17 protein-coding genes are annotated in these 17,265 nt (G+C 45.2%); 9 read left to right on the top strand and 8 right to left on the bottom strand.

The annotated features are described in order from the left end of the window. Positions 1-30 precede the first annotated feature (30 nt). Positions 31-432, bottom strand: a complete 402-nt coding sequence (locus PBN151_RS00835) for a gluzincin family metallopeptidase (RefSeq protein ID WP_072727275.1) — start codon at positions 430-432, stop codon at positions 31-33. A 318-nt stretch (positions 433-750) separates the two neighbouring features. On the opposite strand from PBN151_RS00835, the gene PBN151_RS31680 reads away from it, so the two are divergent. The 3 genes from PBN151_RS31680 (at position 751) to PBN151_RS00825 (ending at position 2,993) form a co-directional block, all read left to right on the top strand. Continuing rightward, a complete protein-coding gene (locus PBN151_RS31680; protein ID WP_072727274.1) occupies positions 751-999 on the top strand; it encodes a hypothetical protein in 249 nt (82 codons plus the stop codon). Continuing rightward, positions 996-1,163, top strand: coding sequence for a hypothetical protein (locus PBN151_RS31675; protein ID WP_227774249.1), 168 nt, complete (start codon positions 996-998; stop codon positions 1,161-1,163). The genes PBN151_RS31680 and PBN151_RS31675 overlap by 4 nt, the downstream gene beginning before the upstream one ends. 339 nt (positions 1,164-1,502) lie before the next feature. After that, the gene (locus tag PBN151_RS00825) at positions 1,503-2,993 is read left to right on the top strand and encodes an erythromycin esterase family protein (RefSeq protein WP_083544757.1); all 1,491 of its coding nucleotides are present in this window, start codon (positions 1,503-1,505) and stop codon (positions 2,991-2,993) included. A gap of 87 nt (positions 2,994-3,080) precedes the next feature. Here the strand turns inward: PBN151_RS00825 and PBN151_RS00820 are convergent, their stop codons facing one another. The 5 genes from PBN151_RS00820 to PBN151_RS00800 form a co-directional block, all read right to left on the bottom strand. Then, the gene (locus tag PBN151_RS00820) at positions 3,081-3,560 is read right to left on the bottom strand and encodes a DinB family protein (protein WP_072727273.1); all 480 of its coding nucleotides are present in this window, start codon (positions 3,558-3,560) and stop codon (positions 3,081-3,083) included. 132 nt (positions 3,561-3,692) lie between these two features. Next, positions 3,693-4,457, bottom strand: coding sequence for an effector binding domain-containing protein (locus PBN151_RS00815; protein ID WP_072727272.1), 765 nt, complete (start codon positions 4,455-4,457; stop codon positions 3,693-3,695). Positions 4,458-4,532: 75 nt separating this feature from the next. After that, the gene (locus PBN151_RS00810; protein WP_072727271.1) at positions 4,533-5,471 is read right to left on the bottom strand and encodes a helix-turn-helix transcriptional regulator; all 939 of its coding nucleotides are present in this window, start codon (positions 5,469-5,471) and stop codon (positions 4,533-4,535) included. Continuing rightward, a complete protein-coding gene (locus PBN151_RS00805; protein WP_072727270.1) occupies positions 5,468-6,097 on the bottom strand; it encodes a DJ-1/PfpI family protein in 630 nt (209 codons plus the stop codon). The genes PBN151_RS00810 and PBN151_RS00805 overlap by 4 nt, the downstream gene beginning before the upstream one ends. A 100-nt stretch (positions 6,098-6,197) precedes the next feature. After that, positions 6,198-6,467 (bottom strand): YciI family protein, encoded by a 270-nt coding sequence (locus PBN151_RS00800; RefSeq protein ID WP_072727269.1) that lies wholly within the window; start codon positions 6,465-6,467, stop codon positions 6,198-6,200. 345 nt (positions 6,468-6,812) lie between these two features. Here PBN151_RS00800 and PBN151_RS00795 point away from each other — a divergent pair, with 345 nt between their 5' ends. Both PBN151_RS00795 and PBN151_RS00790 read left to right on the top strand, forming a co-directional pair. Further along, a complete protein-coding gene (locus PBN151_RS00795) occupies positions 6,813-9,104 on the top strand; it encodes a hypothetical protein (RefSeq protein ID WP_072727268.1) in 2,292 nt (763 codons plus the stop codon). A 197-nt stretch (positions 9,105-9,301) separates the two neighbouring features. Next, the gene (locus PBN151_RS00790) at positions 9,302-10,549 is read left to right on the top strand and encodes an MFS transporter (RefSeq protein ID WP_227774246.1); all 1,248 of its coding nucleotides are present in this window, start codon (positions 9,302-9,304) and stop codon (positions 10,547-10,549) included. On the opposite strand, the gene PBN151_RS00785 is transcribed toward PBN151_RS00790, so the two are convergent. After that, positions 10,490-11,311 (bottom strand): AraC family transcriptional regulator, encoded by an 822-nt coding sequence (locus tag PBN151_RS00785; RefSeq protein WP_139295248.1) that lies wholly within the window; start codon positions 11,309-11,311, stop codon positions 10,490-10,492. The two genes, PBN151_RS00790 and PBN151_RS00785, sit on opposite strands and share 60 nt — an antisense overlap. 291 nt (positions 11,312-11,602) lie before the next feature. On the opposite strand from PBN151_RS00785, the gene PBN151_RS00780 reads away from it, so the two are divergent. Genes PBN151_RS00780 through PBN151_RS00765 form a run of 4 tightly spaced genes read left to right on the top strand, consistent with a single transcriptional unit; the run spans position 11,603 to position 15,841 of the window. Next, positions 11,603-12,187: a helix-turn-helix domain-containing protein gene (locus PBN151_RS00780; protein ID WP_072727265.1), complete on the top strand. Its 585-nt coding sequence runs from the start codon at positions 11,603-11,605 to the stop codon at positions 12,185-12,187. Positions 12,188-12,239: 52 nt separating this feature from the next. Beyond that, complete coding sequence (locus PBN151_RS00775) at positions 12,240-12,980, top strand: hypothetical protein (protein ID WP_227774244.1); 741 nt, start codon at positions 12,240-12,242, stop codon at positions 12,978-12,980. A gap of 12 nt (positions 12,981-12,992) precedes the next feature. Continuing rightward, positions 12,993-14,678: a vWA domain-containing protein gene (locus PBN151_RS00770; RefSeq protein ID WP_072727264.1), complete on the top strand. Its 1,686-nt coding sequence runs from the start codon at positions 12,993-12,995 to the stop codon at positions 14,676-14,678. 23 nt (positions 14,679-14,701) lie between these two features. Next, complete coding sequence (locus tag PBN151_RS00765; protein WP_072727263.1) at positions 14,702-15,841, top strand: toxic anion resistance protein; 1,140 nt, start codon at positions 14,702-14,704, stop codon at positions 15,839-15,841. A gap of 169 nt (positions 15,842-16,010) precedes the next feature. Here the strand turns inward: PBN151_RS00765 and PBN151_RS00760 are convergent, their stop codons facing one another. Continuing rightward, entirely contained in the window at positions 16,011-17,189 is a 1,179-nt protein-coding gene (locus PBN151_RS00760) for an MFS transporter (protein WP_072727262.1), read from the bottom strand. Positions 17,190-17,265 lie beyond the last annotated feature (76 nt).

Genomic DNA, 17,265 nt, shown 5'->3' with positions numbered 1-17,265 from the left:
TGTATATTCTCCTGAGAGTTGCAGCGTATATTAGAACTTGTAATCAGTACCATCCTGCCAAGTGCCTACATTCTTATCTTGAACCTTATGGCTGCCGTAAAATTTTACATCACTTGATGAAAAGGTATTTGCATATTGACTATCAGTCTGGACTTTATCTGTTGATTCTCCACTTTTTGATTTAGAAACGCTGGTCTTATCGCTATTAACTACGGTGACTTTTGCTTCAAGGGAGTACAAGGAGACTCCTTCATGCACCCAGGTTTTTGCATAAGCTGATGGATTTGCGTAAATTGGATTTGAAACGTTCAATTCACCCTTTACAGTGTACTTTCCGAGAGAGCTTTGAGTTGTTGTGTCTGCAAATGCAGTCACTGACATCAGTGAAAAACAAAATACTGAGGTCAATACGGTAACTAACTTCTTGTTCATCCTATACATCTCCTTTTTGAATTCTATTGGAGTCTAGGGTGAGAAAATAATTAAGTTATTCCAAATAATAGGACAATAAACTATATTGAGGATGTCAAGTCCTGTCGCTAGTTTTTGTGTTCAATAATTTACCACATACTACTATTAAGATAAATATTCGTGAAGATGCTTGAAATATTAAGAGAAAATTGATAACAAATAATGTTCAGAGTTTCTCTATATTTTCTTTGTTCTATTCTTGTACTAATGCTACCGGTTTAAGTTGTTGATATTTTGTCGCTATGCAGAAGAAAATAAGTTTGTTATGAAAATAACCAATTGGGTGCAAGATGCTCACACGTAGCTCATAGCCAAATTCCGCTAGAGAACATCAGCATTACGAATGAGACGCTGAAGGCCATTGGGATCGAGGAGATTCCGATGATTTATGCTTATAACAAGATCGATTTGAAGGATGGCGAAATACCGGAATCGCAGGACAATTCCTTGTATATTTCGCCAAGGGCAAGCAGGGGCTGGATGAGCTGGTCGCGGCGATTCGCGGCAAGGTGTTCCGAAATTACGTGAAGTGTGAGATGCTCATTCCCTATCACGAAGGACAGCATGTCTCTTACTTGAACGAGCATGCGCATGTTCTTGCTACTGAATATGAGGAGCAGGGCACGAAGCTTGTACTGGAATGTAAGCAGAGCGATTATCAGAAGTTCGCCCAATATGTACTGCAGTCTTAACAAGTTCATAGAAGCACACAGTGAGCCGCTTCGCAGACAGTTGTCTGGAGGCGGCTCTTCCTTCTGCATTATTTTTTCTTATTTCTTCATATCGCCTCTTGTGGCAGTTTTACTGCGTCCGCTGTTTTCCCGTCGAGAGCGTATACTTCGATTTCGTCAATGAAAACGAACCACTCTGCCGGGACATTACGCATATTTTTTGTGCTAATCCGATCTAAATTCTCCTGCTATCCTATCGAAATATTGAAAGGAGAGCACAAATTGTCAAGAAGACAGGGAACAGATTCAGTATGATTACACAAGAAGAGATTTCATGGGGATAGGAAGGATCTGAAGTTCGTGAAGATACATGGATATAACTTGGAGCATCGACGCATCCTCGTTCTACTGATCACCCTAACGGTGCTCTCGTCTGCATACACTTCGGTTGTGATGGCGGAGGGGCCTGTACATGGAGAGGCGGAGAAAACGGAGAAACATACTTCCCTATCGATAAAAGGGACTGCGGTGGAGACGGTGCATAAACAGCAAGAAGAGACGGCAAGAACTTATCAAGCCGCACTATCTGAATGGAAGCGCTGGGCAGCAGATCATGCTTATGCTTGGAACCACATACAACCGGAACAATGGTCTCCGAACGGTGGAGCGATTGTGCAAGACAACATGAGTGATCTAGATATGCTAATTCCGCTGCTGGCTGACAAGCGCATCGTTTACTTGGGCGAAAATTCGCATGGGGTTGCTGAGTTCAGTTTGGCCAAAACGCGCATGATTCAATATTTGCATCAGACGCTTGGGTACAATGTCGTTGCCTTTGAGAGTGGATTGGGCGATGCTGCGATCGCGCAAGGACAAGTGAACAAGAATGCGGCACAGCAGACGATGAAGCGATCTATATTTGGCGTATGGTGGGCAGAAGAGACAAAGCCGCTGTTCGACTATATGAAGGCAACACACGCGAGCGACGCTCCGCTGCGGCTTGCGGGCTTCGATATTCAGGTGCAGTCTTCGTTATTCCAGGATGCAGATTGGATATCGAACAAATCGCTGAAGAATAGAGCGATACAAGCGGAGCAAGAGATTCAGAAATGGAGAAAGAGTACGGATCTGAACGGCTACCGCAAGGCGAAGCCGGTGTTAATGAAGGTGTACGAAGAACTGCTGCAAGCTGTACCGAACAATGCTGACGCCTTGAAGCGGGAGTATCCCAATGAGCCGCATATCGTCAAGCTGATGCAGCGCGCACTGCAGGATCGCATTCGGGTTATTCAGGAGTTCAATGAACTGAGCATCGAGTCTAATCGATTAACGGAACAAGGCGATTATAGCGGAACACAGGCCATTATGGAATGGCGGGATCGGGCCATGGCCAGCAATTTGGCATGGTTGGCTACTGACATATATCCAGAAGAAAAAATCATCGTATGGGGACATAACGGTCATATCAGCAAGGCCCAGTCTCTTATCTATTCGATGCCGAAGAGTATGGGTGAGCTTATGCCTGAAGCACTGCGGCGGGAAAGCTACGTCATCGCTCTCTTCATGGGTGAAGGTGAAGCGGCAGAGAATACGAGGGAGCCTATTCACTTGGCACCGATTATTCCTGGATCGATGGAGGATATTCTTACAGCTGCCGAACAGCCCTATGTGTTCATGGATCTGCGATATCGGGAAAATGAGCGGGGAAATTCATGGATGTTCGAGAGGTCCATTGCATCTTATCAGGTGATGATGCCGATGCCACTAGAGCTGCGACGACATTTCGATGGCGTGCTGATGATCAAGCAAGTGAAGATGCCTACCTATTTGCCGAGCAAAGATCAACCCTAGATCTGCTATTTAATCAAACGACAAAACGCCCATTGAACGGGCGTTTTGTCATAGTATTACGATTGTTGATTGAGTCATTGTAGCGCGTTATATTACCGATTCAATTTGTTTCCTATGATGGTTGTCGTGATCGTTGAATTCATGAATGACATACAGCAAAGAGTAAGGGATGCCTGTATATGGGCAGGTTGCTGCGCCGTTCGCGGTAACCTGCTTGGCAGTCAGGTCAGGATCAGCTAATAGAGCTTCAACAAGCTGATGGCGAGTTTGCTTGAATTCGTCGAGAAGCTGTTCTTGGGAAACTCCCGAATTGGCATAATCATAAGCAATCTTATTAAACGGGTCAAAATCAGGAAAGACCATTCCTTCTCCATTCTGGATCGAAGGGATGACGGTAAAGAGCAAGTGCTTATCCCAATTCATCAGATGTGAAATGATTTCTGCAACGGTTGCTTTTCCTTCTGCGATCGGTTGTGACCAGATGTGCTCGTTGATGTGATGTAGGGTATCTGTCCAATCTGTAAATTGCTTATATCGTAGAAGCGTTTGTTCATTTAACGTGATCATAATCAAAGCCTCCAGTTATCAAATTGATAGGTAAACAGTCGAAGTATGTAGTGACACTTTTGAGTAAAGTAACCAATTACGAGCAGGGGCCCGTAAGAGGTCGCCCTGCTGCGAACTGAATTTTGCCGAACTTTAACGAATCGCAATATAGATATCAACCTGTGCATCCTCTGGATTGGCGCTTCGCTCATCGTAGCGCTCGAAATCTCCAGTAAAGGTGCGCTCCTCGCCAGAGGTAAGTGACCATTTCCAGATAGACTGCCAAGCACGGGCAACAACCTCAGTAACAGGGCCGCGTTCTGTCGTGAATACGGCATATTTGGCTGCTGGTACTTCAACAACTTCCAATCCGCCAGGAACCTCAGCATCCCGATCGATTGCAGCACCGATCAGCGTCGTATACTCACCCATAGCCCCATTCTCATAGTCACTGTAGCAGCCGTATATTGTTCCAGGATCTGTAGAATTCGGAATTCGTGCAGCAATCTGCTCTGACCAGAACTGTCCCCACAGTGGACCCAGCTTGCCATTGCCACTCATTTCATTAGCATTCGTCGTGCGCGTTGCAATACCGGCGAGCTTCATCGCATCCAGCTCTACGATTCGGATCGGCTGGTAAGAGGCTGCTTCATCCCCGTTCGCGATGCTCCAGCGCTTCAAGTTCGGCAGGAATTGCTGCATCATATTGCGGGCAGCGGCTTCTTCCATTCCGTCCTGTACCATAAATGGTACGCAGATGTCGATCATCTCTTCGAGGGTGAGATCGGGATTCGTGAACGCCCCGTCCTTATAGCAATGAATACAATATTCCTGTACAAGCTTATTATCCTTATCTGTTCCGAACTGGTTCTCTTGCGCCAGCGGCATCCCGCAGCTTTGGCATATCAATTGATTCATAATCGATCACTCCTGTATCGTTGATAGCCTCATTATAAAGAGGAGAACCTGACAACTCTCTGTCAGGTTCCCGGTTTACTTTTTATATTTTTCAACAATACGAGAAGCAATCTGTTCAATCTGGTTACGAATGTGAAGCGGTTCAAGCACTTCCACATGCTGTCCAAAGCTTAAAATAAAGCCATACAGCCAATTATCTACGGGAAATGGAACGGATGCGACAAGCGCCCCTGCTTCATCCTCTTGCAGATCCTCTACGCCAAACCATTCTTCTGCCAAATGGCGTACCTCTGGATCGAAGCGCAGGACGATTCTCTCGGTTCGTTCCGGCGCATGCCATTCCTGCTCCCATGGGAGATCGTGAATCGAGACCTCTTGGCGGACGAAAAACTTGTCTTCAACCAGCAAATCCTTCATTCGGAACAGCTTGAACAAGCGAAATTGGGCACGCAGCGTACAGTACGCATACAGGTACCAACGCTTGTGCTTCAGCACCAGTGTATAGGGCTCTACCGTTCGGCAGGATACCTTCCCGCCTGCATTGCAATACGTGAAGGTAACCGCCTGCTGCTGCTCAATCGCATCCTTCAGCACCATCAGCTTCTGCTCCTGAACACCGTTGCTGCCCCAATTGGAGAAGTCGACGATGAATTGCTGCGTCCTCAATTGGAACTGTGCCGAATCGGCAGGCGGTATGATACTGCTCAGCTTCTCCACCAGCAGCTCATTGTCGCTGCTTGGATGGGTGGAGGAGATGCTCTGGAGCGCAGTAACAATGGCGACAAGCTCATCGTTGGTCAACAGGTTCCGATCTAGGCGGTAGCCTTCTGCTAGGCCGATGCCTCCTCCTGCTCCCTGATAGGTGACGACTGGAATGCCGGCCTGATTGATGGTATCGATGTCTCGATAGATCGTCCTCACCGATACCTCGAAGCGGTCAGCCAACTCCTTGGCCTGTACCATCTTGCGGTTGATGAGGAGAATGACAATAGATAGTAAGCGGTCGATCTTCATGTTGCGCTGCTTGGCTCGAACTGAATGTCGTATTCCATAACTTTGGCAGTTGTTCGGGCGACTTCTACTCCAAGAAGCTGCTGGACAAGGTAGAACGCCATATGGATGCCAGCGGAAATCCCGCCGGATGACACGATGGAGCCATCTGCAACATACTTCACTTCTCGCACGACTTCAACCGCTGGATACTGATCCGCTAACCAATCATAACTGGCCCAGTGCGTCGTAGCTCGCTTGCCATCCAGAAGACCTGCCTCTGCAAGCAGCAGCGATCCTGTGCATACCGAGGTCATAAAATCGACAGCCTGCATTCGATCCTGAATCCATTTGATCATATGGGGATTATGGAGTTCCCGTTTTCTTGCTCCCAGCCCTCCGGGGACGATGACAATATCAAAATGCGGCGCATTGGAGAAGCTGAAGTCAGGAATGACCTTCAGTCCGTTGCGTGCGGTAATCATAGTGCCATGCTCCGATACCGTGCGTACTTGAAATGGCTTCAACGCAGTCGTATCAGGATTTTGATCGGGATAGGTTGTAACTGACAGCACCTCGAAAGGGCCTGCGAAGTCCAGCACCTCAACATCATCAAATAAGACAATTCCTACATTCCAATGCTGCTTCATTTGGGTTCATCTCCTTCTTCTATAGAAAAAACATGCCCGCACCGGGACAACCCAGTGGGGCATGATTGCGATTCGTACAGCAAGCGAATCCTGAAGCGGTTTATGCCTGAACGAGCTGCAGCTTCCATTCGCGCAAATCCAGCTTGCGTACGCCTTCCTGCACATAGGGATCATTCACAGCCAATTGCTTAGCTTCTTCCACATTGTCAGCAATATAAATGACCATACCCCCTGAGCCATCTCCGAACGGTCCCTTGGCGAATACCTTTCCCTCTTTGCCGAGCTGTTCCAAGTACTCCAAGTGATGTGGACGATACGTCAAGTTTTTACTCTCATCCTGCATTTCCAAGATTGCTGCAAAATAAGCCATGTTGGATACTCCTCTCCTATTCCCTTAGTCGTTCTTGAATTCATTATATCAAATGGACGAGCATGCGGAAGGGGTTCTATATTTCGACGAAAAAATCATTCAACTGACGTCAAGGAATACAAATCGACAGCATTAGATGAAAAAGGCGGTTGCAGTGCGGAAAAGGGCGATTACTTTTCTTGTAAGAGCAGTTGAAATCTATGTTCTCTATGATATAAATTATAGTAATAGTACCTGTATTCTAAAAGATCCTAATTTAAATGACAACTCTTCTTAGGGACTGCATCGAGTTCAATGAACGGCAGATGATAGACATCTTGATTTTTATCCATGGGAGGGTTTTCAATGCGAACTGAAATAGCAGAAGAAGTACAAAAGTACAAAGACTTTATAGAAGAAGAGCTGACACAGACTATATCAATGGATAAGTTAGTAGCTCTGTTTAAGGAAATGTCGGGTGCGGCAAGGCGAGAAATGGCGGTAGATTTGCATTTACCCTCGGTTCGCACCTCAAAAAGCATGCCCACTATTTTATTTATTAAAGAGATACGCAAATACGTAAAATCCAGACAAGATCATTTTAATCGTAAATATACATTGATTACCTCGTTGATAAAGCAGCTTATGATCGTTCTAGAAGAGGAAGATGAGAATACTCTTGAATCGTTCCTTGCACGTCGTGAAGCAATTATTGCTGAACATGGATTTTGGCATTATTATTGGTCGCTTTACTTCCATCCAGGCCGAACCGAGCAGGAAGCGTTGTGGAAGCAGTCCATGGAGGAACTGGAGAGCGAGGGTGGAAGCTCGGAAGGCTCCAGCAATACCGTCCTGCATTTGACAGATGAGTCCACCTCATTGCCTGCAGAAGTGGAGCCGTCTGTGGAATCCACAGAACCTTCACTTGAATTGGAGCAGCGAATCATTGAATTGAAGAAGAAATTGAACCATGAGACGCATTTGCGCAAGCAGGCTGAACTGTCGCTGGGGAAGACGGAGAAGCAGATTCATCGGCTGAATCGCCAATTGACTGATATCGATGCTCAGCTTCAGCTTGTTCAGCAGGAGAGCGGACAAGTACAGCAGGATAAGGACTTACATATTCAAGAGCTGGAATCAATTCTTGCGCAGCGCAACGAAGAGCTGCGAGTGATTCGACAGGAGCGCAGCAAGCTGCAGAAGGAATCCGAGCTGATGCAGCAGGAGCTAGCCGCGAGAGAAGAACAGATGCAGTCCGTACGCAGTGAGCTGCTTGGACATGAGGAGAAGCTGAACCAACTGCGCAGACAGGTGAACGCGCTAAGGGCGGACAACGATGAATTGAACAGGCAGGTTGCACAAGCCAAGAAATCCGCTGCTGCTGCGACAGTTGAGGTACTTCGTCCCAAGTCGTTAACTTCCTCTATTCGGGATATCATTCAATTGCTGTATACCGATGTGGAAGACACCGTTCATGCGGCTCGCAATACGGTCGTCCAATCCGGCAAGGATGGGAGACAGAAGATACGAGAGTCTCTTGCGCTCATTGATGAGCTTGAGCAATTCATCGAGAGACGGAATGAGCATCCTGCTGAACGAAGCGGTTCTATTCGTGAGCATTCGGAATTGGCTCAGCAGGAAGAATGCGAGGAGCGTTCTGCAAGTATACATGCACGGCAGCGCCATGATTCAATGCCGTACGCAGAATCGGCTTGCGCATTAGAAAGCAGCGGCACTGCGGTTCTGGAGCGAAGTGAAGGCAGCGGGTATGCAGAACCCTTTGCGGCATTGGAAGGAGGCTCCTACCCTGATGGCTTGTCTGTAACTGACGAGAGCGGGCTGAATGGGACGTTCTTCCGCCGTGATCATGGCGGGTATATTGTATTGGAGACGGGACAGACGTTTAATATTACCGAAAGTCTTGTCCTGCAGCATCAATTGCAGCACGAAGCAGGAGTATTGTGCCGTCCGAAGCAGCATGATCCAACGCAATACGAGATTGAACTGCTGCTTCAAGGGGATGACAGTAACAGCTCCATTGTTCAATATGATGGCTATGTGCACCTTGGAGAGCATTTTACCTGGTATTGCGTCGATCTGAATGACCCGCAGCACCGCTTCCCGCTGCATGAACGGGATGTGGCCATTCGTACACCGAAGGATGGGGATCCTTGCTCATTTAACGTAGAGATTGGGAAGCAAGTAGCGCGCCTGTCCCGCTTATATCGGGCGCAGCCCATCTCCGAACTGGAAGCGAAGCGTACAGCGAGCAGCGGCGCAGCAGTTCAGAGTGTCGCACGTGCTGCGAAGGCACAAGCGAAGAAGGAATATGAGAAGCCAGAGCCATTCCTAGAAGGCCACCAAATTACGATTGTCGGTGGATTGAAGAAATGGTTTGAAGAGGTAGTGGCGGAGACGGGGGCTACTCTCGTACATGAGAATGGGAAAAATCCAAAGCGGATATTCCATGATCTGAAGCGTTCGTCCGCACTGTTCTTATTGCTTACGGCAACATCGCATCAAGCATACTGGGACTGTGTGGAGATCGCGAAGCAGAACCAGATTCCGTTCTATTTCATCGAGGGATCCAAATCCAATTTGCGTCATCTCTTGTGGAATAATCAAGATCAAATCATTGCACATGCCAAGGCGAATTGATTTATGTAGCTTATAATAAGGTCAGCCAGATATTTCTGGTTGACCTTTTTTATCTGTTTTTTTATATCTAGCATCCGGGGTAGAACGTATCTGCTCGGACTATATTTTATTGCTGAGGTAAGTAAATATTGAAAGAAAACGCAGCAAGATGAAGATAGAAGAAGAGAAGGATACACTGTAATTTTTTAGATGAGGTGATGACAGTGTATAGCAGTGTACTGAAGAATCGAATGATTTTGTTCTATTTGGCGGGAGCAGGGATTTCCCAATTAGGAAATGTGATTACAGGACTTGCTTTCCTTTTTCTATCTTATGAACGAACACAATCCAGCATTCTGACCACAGTTATGGCTATTACACAAGCTGCTCCATACCTTTTATTCGGACTAGCTGGCGGAGTAATTGCTGACTCCGTAAACAAAAAACGTTTATTACTGTGGATAGACATTATACGAGTACCTATTATTCTTTCATTGGTCTTTATTTATCAAATGAATCTCTTAGGTTTTTGGCATTTAATCGTTGTGAGTTTCCTAATTCAAAGTCTAGGATGCTTTTATAATCCAGCTTACAGAGCTGTGTTGCCTCTCATTACTTCTGTAGAAGATCGAACAGCTACAAATAGCTTATTTGATATTGTGACAAGAGGTGTACAAATGCTTGGACCAATATTTAGTATTGGTCTGTTACATTCAGGACAAATCATTCATTTCTTCACAATTGATGCCTTAACGTATTTAATCAGTGCATTTTTCATCTTAAAACTTCATTGGAAAGAAAATAACGATGCTACGGATAACCTGTTGAAAACAACTGACAGTATTTTTAGCTCTATAAAAGATTTTCTTAACTGGGTTAAAGGCGAATATACGATCAGAACATTGTTGTTTGTAACTTTTTTGATTGTGTTCTTTCATACTTGGGTATGGCAGGTCGGATTATTGTTACAACTAATAGAAACCAAAAGTAATGGTGAGCAACTTTACAGTCTTCTAATGGGGTGGTATGGTGCTGGTGTGATTACAGTCAATATCGTCATCCCTTTTCTTTGGAAAAAACTGACCCTCACGACTTATCTAATCGGTTCTATTGTATGGGGTGTTGGTATACTTGTATTAGGATTTGCAACTCATCTATCAACCTATTTTATTGGTATACTAATCGCAGCCATTGGACTTCCTATTTCTGGTTTAGCACGGGTTTATCTTATTCAAACATGGATACCAGTCAATAAATTAGGCAGAGCCTTTAGTTTCAATGCAGTTCTCTTATATGGTTCTAATGTGCTCTCGTTGAGCTTGTTTGGCGCACTATCCTCTCTTGTGGAAATTCGGTATATTTTTGTTTTTTGTGGAAGTATGATGGTTATCGGCTCGTTTGTCTATTTATTTCGCATATTTCTTTCGAAAAACACTAGGCGTGATTCCGTAGAGACGTTTAAATAGCTGATTATAAACAGAGATGGAAGAAAATCCACAACTATATGAAATATCTACAATCGATTTCTTGGTATGGATAAGCATGTATTGACTTCTGATCATGCGATATAGCTGAAGCCACGAAAAGGGCGAAATTCCAATGTACTCCTTAAAAAGATGGGCAAACTGAAATTTGCTTATATTTAAAACCCCTGCCATTTCATCTAGGCTCCAGGCATGCTGGAAGTCTTCTTTTATAACGTTCATTGTTTTGTATAGTGCAGGGTGAATTTCTTTAAATGGCTGTATGTTAATGTCAGACGAATGTGTACCAACCATAACTTTACATATCATTAATGCTAACTGAGTGAAGCTATGGTCTAAAAATAACTCTACTGAATGACTTTCGTTACCTTCTTCTATTTGTACATAATCATTTATAAAATGGACCCATTGCTGGATTAATGGATGTTTTTGAACAGTAAGAGCAAAAGAAATATTATCTTTAATACATGAAATATCAGCCGTCAGTTGATTTAAAAATGTTGGATCAAGTTCTATTACAAATTTATGATTATCCACTGAAATTTGTCTATGCAACTCATTTGGGTTAAAAAGAATAAATTCATTGTTAGATAAGAAAATGTCGCTTCTCTCGGTCTGGTAATACATAGATCCTTTTATAGAATAGATAAGCTTATAAGAACAGTCATTTCGCCATTTGCTTTCGCATTTTTTTTGATTTGTGGACAGTAACAAACCCTGTGTAGCTTGTAAAATGATAGACAATTACATCACCATCACTATACTGAAATTTACATTATAGTTTACCATGTCAAATACGATTATTGTTTCAAATAGCGAACCTTCTACGATTATTATTCGTAGAGGGTTTTGTTCTTTCTTGAGTAAGATATGCTGACTTTAGTCTTAGATTCATTTATTAAATAGGTAAGCACTTCCTATTCTCTTCTTCCTTATAGGCCAATGGCATCCAATATTTGCATTGTCACGACTTCGTGACGATGGTATTATTTTCTTAATATTGAACCATAACTTGGAACATTCGTGGAGGAATGTATGGGGCAACTAACATGTTTTCAGGTCATTTTGCCGAATGGAGAAAGACTGTGGCCTGCATCCATATTTCCTGCTGGAGATCAGCACACAGCATTAACGGAATTGCACATGGTTCGCAGATTCTTAGAACATGATGGGGAAGTAGTCATTTCCGTAACGGCATATGATGATCATGGGGAATGCCTGCATAGGCATAAGCAGCGTTTTGATGCAGCCGGACTTGCGATGATTCAAGGACCTCTTTCTTCTTACTCGCCGAATGGGATCAGTGTCAATGAAGTATTCGGATTATCGGAAGCAGCTCGGCTGTGGGGGATTGATGGCGGGGGAGCGACCATTCGCAAAGCCTTGGAGCGCGGCGAGTTCTATCCACACGAGATTCGCAAATCGGATGGCATTTTGCTTGTTACTTTTTCTGGAATGCAACGTAGATACAATGCAGTGATGAAAAACCAGTGGATGGAAATCCATACGTATTTCGTTCAAGAAGGAATCATTCTAGAACAATCTGATGACATTCATGACACACATCACAACTCCTTATCGACTATTGCACGGCGCCATCGTAAGGCATTTGAAATCTAATACACCAGCGTACACGTAACTTGTTCCTATACGATTTGCAGAGGAGGATGGAATGTTGTCCAACACAAATGTGATCAAGCTATTAGGTCTAATGCTAGTGGTAGCTGCTGTAAATATCCTCGTACTCTCACCAGGCTTTTTAGGCGTGCAGATCGGAGCGAGCGCTCTCTCCACAGCAACGGGGATTACCTTGCTTGTAGCCAGTGCAGGGATTCTCATTAATGGAATCTATCAGTTCTTGTTCAAGAAGCCTGTTGTCATACCTGTGAAAGAAATTAGAACGCATGAAGAGTATGTAGACCGCCTGTCCCAATATCGAGAAACCAAGGGTATTGAAGAAGAGATCCGCATTGGGCTGGAACAGATGGAACGGATGCAGAAGCGGAAGAGTACGTTTTTCCAAGTACTGAAGCAGAGATTTAACGAGTCAGAAATAAGCTTCTCTAAGTTCGCGTCCGTTGCACTTGATGTGGAGAACTTATTCTACCAAAATATTCGAAATATCCTGAACATCCTTAGTGTATTTGACGAGACTGAATTCGATCGGGTCGCCAATCACAAGATGTCAGGCCTATCTATTGAACTATCCCAGAAGAAAGCAAAAGTATATAACGATTACCTCACATCTATGAAAAACGCTCTTACGAATAATGAAGAGATCTTAGTCAAGTTGGATCGCCTTCTGCTTGAGATATCCAGCTTGGACAATGTGGAGCCTGAGGATATTGAACAATTAACATGCATGCAGGAATTGGACGCATTAATCAAGCAAACCAAATACTATAAAGCGTGAGAGGTGCAGCGAATGGCGGGAAAGAAGAAGTTAGTGATATCTGTCTTTGCTTTAATTTTCGTATTTATTCTCATTTATGTAGGGGTAACGTTGACCTCCAACCTAGGAAAAAGCAAATCACAGGTTACGACAGAAGATGCGGCCAAACAGTTGAATAAACTCTATGCGAACGTATCTGTGTCGACCGAAGCTCCAGTAAAGGGACAGATCGATATTAGTCCAGCCGATGTGGGCGATACCCTGCCGGATATATCGAAGTTCCCGATTACGGTGAAGAATACGACGAGTCAATTTGTTGAGATCTTCACGTCAACGGAAAAAGGCGGCACAGGCATGGACAGCTGGCTGGCGGATGTGGCAACCGAGTTCAATAATGCGAAGATCCAAGTGAACGGGAAGCCTGTCTCTGTGAAGATTCGCAATATTGCTTCCGGTACAGCTGCGGATTATATCCGATCCGGCAAATATGTGCCTGATGCCTATACACCTTCGAATGAGCTGCTTGGCGAGATGGTCAAAGCTAGCGGGGTAAAGACGGAGCTTGTGAGCAAGCGACTCGTGGGCAATGTTCCCGGCATTGTCATTTCCAAATCCAAACATGATGCGCTTATCTCCTCATACGGGGCGGTAAATGTTAAAACCGTGACGGAAGCCATCTCGAACAATGAGTTCAGTATGGGGTATACGGATCCTTTCTCCAGTTCTACAGGAATTAATTTTCTAGTTACGGCACTCAGTACATTCGACAAGTCGAATTTGTTGAGTGATAAAGCAGTTCAAGGATTTGAGAAATTCCAAGAAAATATCCCGTTTCTCGCTTCGACAACGACACAAATGCGTGATGCAGCGAAGTCAGGTGTGCTGGATGGGTTTGTACTGGAGTATCAAACGTACATCAATACGGATGAACTGAAAAATGAGTACGTGTTCACACCATTCGGAATTAGACATGACAACCCGTTGTATGCGATTGGGAATCTTCCGAAAGGGAAATTAGACATCGTCAAGAAGTTCGCAGAATTCGCGTTGCAGGAGAAATATCAGAAAAAGGCGCAAGCAAAAGGTTTCAATGAGCTCGATAATTATAAATCGGAAATGCCCGTTGTGAAAGGCGGCTTGTTGGCCTCCGCACAGAAATTGTGGAAAGACAAGAAAAATGGCGGCAAGCCAATCGCGGCTGTCTTTGTTACTGACGTATCGGGAAGCATGGCGGGAGAACCGCTGAATCGACTGAAGGAATCACTGCTTAAAGGACAAAAGAATTTAGGGAAAGACAACAGTATCGGTCTCGTATCCTATTCGAATGATGTCACGATTAATTTGCCGATCAAGAAGTATGACACCACACAGCGCTCCTTGTTCGTTGGTGCGGTCAACAGCCTTCAAGCAGATGGCGGCACGGCTACCTTCGACGGGATTATTGTTGCCTTGAAAATGCTGCAAGAAGAGAAGGCTGTCAATCCGAATATCAAGCCGATGATCTTCGTGCTGAGTGATGGCGAGACGAATCGCGGTCACTCGCTTAAGGACATTAAGGAGCTTATCGAAACGTTTAAAGTTCCGATTTACACTATCGGCTATAATGCGGATATTCAAGCACTGCAGAGCATCTCCAGCATTAACGAGGCAGCGAGCATCAATGCAGATACCGATGATGTAGTCTATAAAATTGCAAACCTGTTCAACGTGCAAATGTAGCATGAGTCTAAAGGGGGATTCCAATGTCATTTACGATGGAAGTTGCAAGTCCGGAAGAAATTCAAAAGGAAATTGAGCAAGAGGTAAAACCAGTTCCTGAGGAAGTTGCGAAGCTTCAAGCACAAGCGGATTCGAATGTGGCAGCAATTATGAATTTAGATCTGGATTCCTTAGAGAATCGAAAGGATATTCTGCAATCGATAGATAGCTTCGGCATGAACACTATGCGTTCCTCTTCGACGAAGAACAATGCCTTACAGGTTTCCGTAGGCGATTTATCGAAAAAAGGGGACGAAGGAGGCCCTGTTGCGAAGGGATTGGTCGAGCTGCATCAGCAGCTGAAGGATCTCGATCCGAGCGTCATTGACTTTACGAAAACGGGGTTTCTAGGGAAGCTGTTCAATCCGCTTCGTACGTATTTCTTGAAGTACCAGAAGGCAGATACCATGATTGCGGAAATCGTAACTTCATTGGATAAAGGGAAAGTTACCTTGAAAAATGACAACACGACCCTCGAAATTGAACAGCTTGCCTTGCGTGACTTGACTAAGAAGCTGAAGAAAGAAATCGAGCTGGGCTCCTTGATGGATGACTCGATTCAATCACAGATTGAAGCAGCGCAATCCCGCAATGAAGATCCGGAGAAAATTCGGTTCATTACGGAAGAAGTGCTGTTCCCGCTTCGTCAGCGTGTCATGGATATGCAGCAGATGATGGTCGTCAACCAACAGGGGATTATGGCGATGGAGGTTGTCATTCGCAACAATAAAGAGCTGATTCGCGGTGTCGACCGTGCGAAGAACGTTACGATCTCTGCCCTGAAGATTGCGGTAACCGTAGCCAGTGCCTTATATAATCAGAAGATTGTGCTTCAAAAAATTGAAATGCTAAATCAAACGACGAATGAGCTGATTGCGGGTACTTCGCGGATGCTTAAAGACCAAGGTGTTCAAATTCATAAGCAGTCCCTGCAAACGAATGTTTCTGCGGAAACCTTGAAGCAGGCGTTTACGGATGTCCTATCTGCTTTGGATTCGATTAGCTCCTACAAGCAGGAAGCCCTACCTAAGATGCGGGATACAATCGACCAGTTCCGGGAGCTTGCGGACAACGGCGAGAAGCAGATTCAGCGCTGGGAACGCGGACAGAAGCTCGGCCTGTAATGATAAATAATTCATATATATTGAGTTGGGAAGGAACAAAGTGAAGACTGCCTGCGGGCAGTCTTTTTCTCGTCCATATACAACATAGTCCGTGCAATATCGATCCAGGGGCGTATGAAATCGAAATGGCAGGAATGCCGCAACGAAGAACATCAACTGACATAATGCCTTACGCAGACAGCTGTTGCTGCCTCCCCACGTATAGCGCTCTTGTCATCAACCCCATGGAAGCAACGATAAGCGCAGCCGGAATCCAGAAGATTTGCGGCGTGACACCATCTATGAAGAGCGGCAGAAAGTAGCCAATTAAGGATGCTGTTTGCGAAATGAACACGTACAAACTAGCGCCGAAGCCTGCTTTATGTATAAACATGCGCTGTACGTAGCCCATTGCTACGCCGTATAGAACCGAAACGAAGAAAGAGTATAAAGGCTGCATGAGGAAAAACACCGTCAAGGAATCGCTCGTGCTGTAAGCAATATAGGTAATGAGTGCAAATAAGCCCCCGAGCATGATAATGGGTTTGCTGCCATACTTGGCTGCCCAATAGCCTGCCATGGTCATGAACAGGAGCTCGAATACAGCTTGTATGCTCCAAATAAAGGACATTAACCGCGGATCGCCGAATTGCTCGTTCACCACAAGCGGCAAATACAAGCCGCGTATGGCATCCGCACACGATAGGAGCAGAATGGCAATGAGCATGATGAGGGAGAAGGGCTCGCCTGCTTTGGCGGATGCAATTGACGAATCGAGCGTAATCTCCTTATAGAACAAGAGCAGCAGGAACAAGGAGGCGTATCCTGCAAGATTGCCCCACAGTACACCGTGGAAGGTCGCCAGCAAGTACAGGTTGGCTCCGACGAGCAGCCCGGTAAAGAATCCGACGCTGTACGTGGCGCGCATCCAGATTTGCGCCATTTCTACAATATCAGGAGCAAGCCGTGTGACATGATTCCGCGCCATCGCGAACAGCTGTCCCATAATCATGCCGGAAGGAGCAGTGGCGAGAGCCATCCCGATCAGCGCCTGCGCATAGCTGTCTGCATTCATATAGATGACGAGGCCAATCATACAGACGATAGACGCGAGCAGAGGAATCGTCTTCTTGCGTTTCATGGAATCGCTAACAATGCCGACACCAATCGTAAGCACCATGTTCAGAAATAGGGAAATTGCAAAAATAGATGCAATCTCTACCTTGCCAAGCCCTAATGATTCCCGCAAATAAATCGCGTTCATGGGGGCTAGAATCCCCATGCCGATGCCGTACAGGAACAAGGTAAGGACGAGATGCAGAGCGCCTTTTATTCGCAGAAATAGCTTGAAATCGTGCCATATGCGCATGGAGGAGGACACCTCGGATTCTGAAATAGATTTAGAGCGAGAGAGGAGGAATCTTGTGAGCTTCCGCTCTTGCTTC

Source organism: Paenibacillus sp. NAIST15-1 (assembly GCF_001894745.1).
GTDB lineage: Bacteria > Bacillota > Bacilli > Paenibacillales > Paenibacillaceae > Paenibacillus_B > Paenibacillus_B suaedae.
Note: the sequence above shows the minus strand (reverse complement) of the source record. Positions and strands in the feature narration are given on the sequence as shown.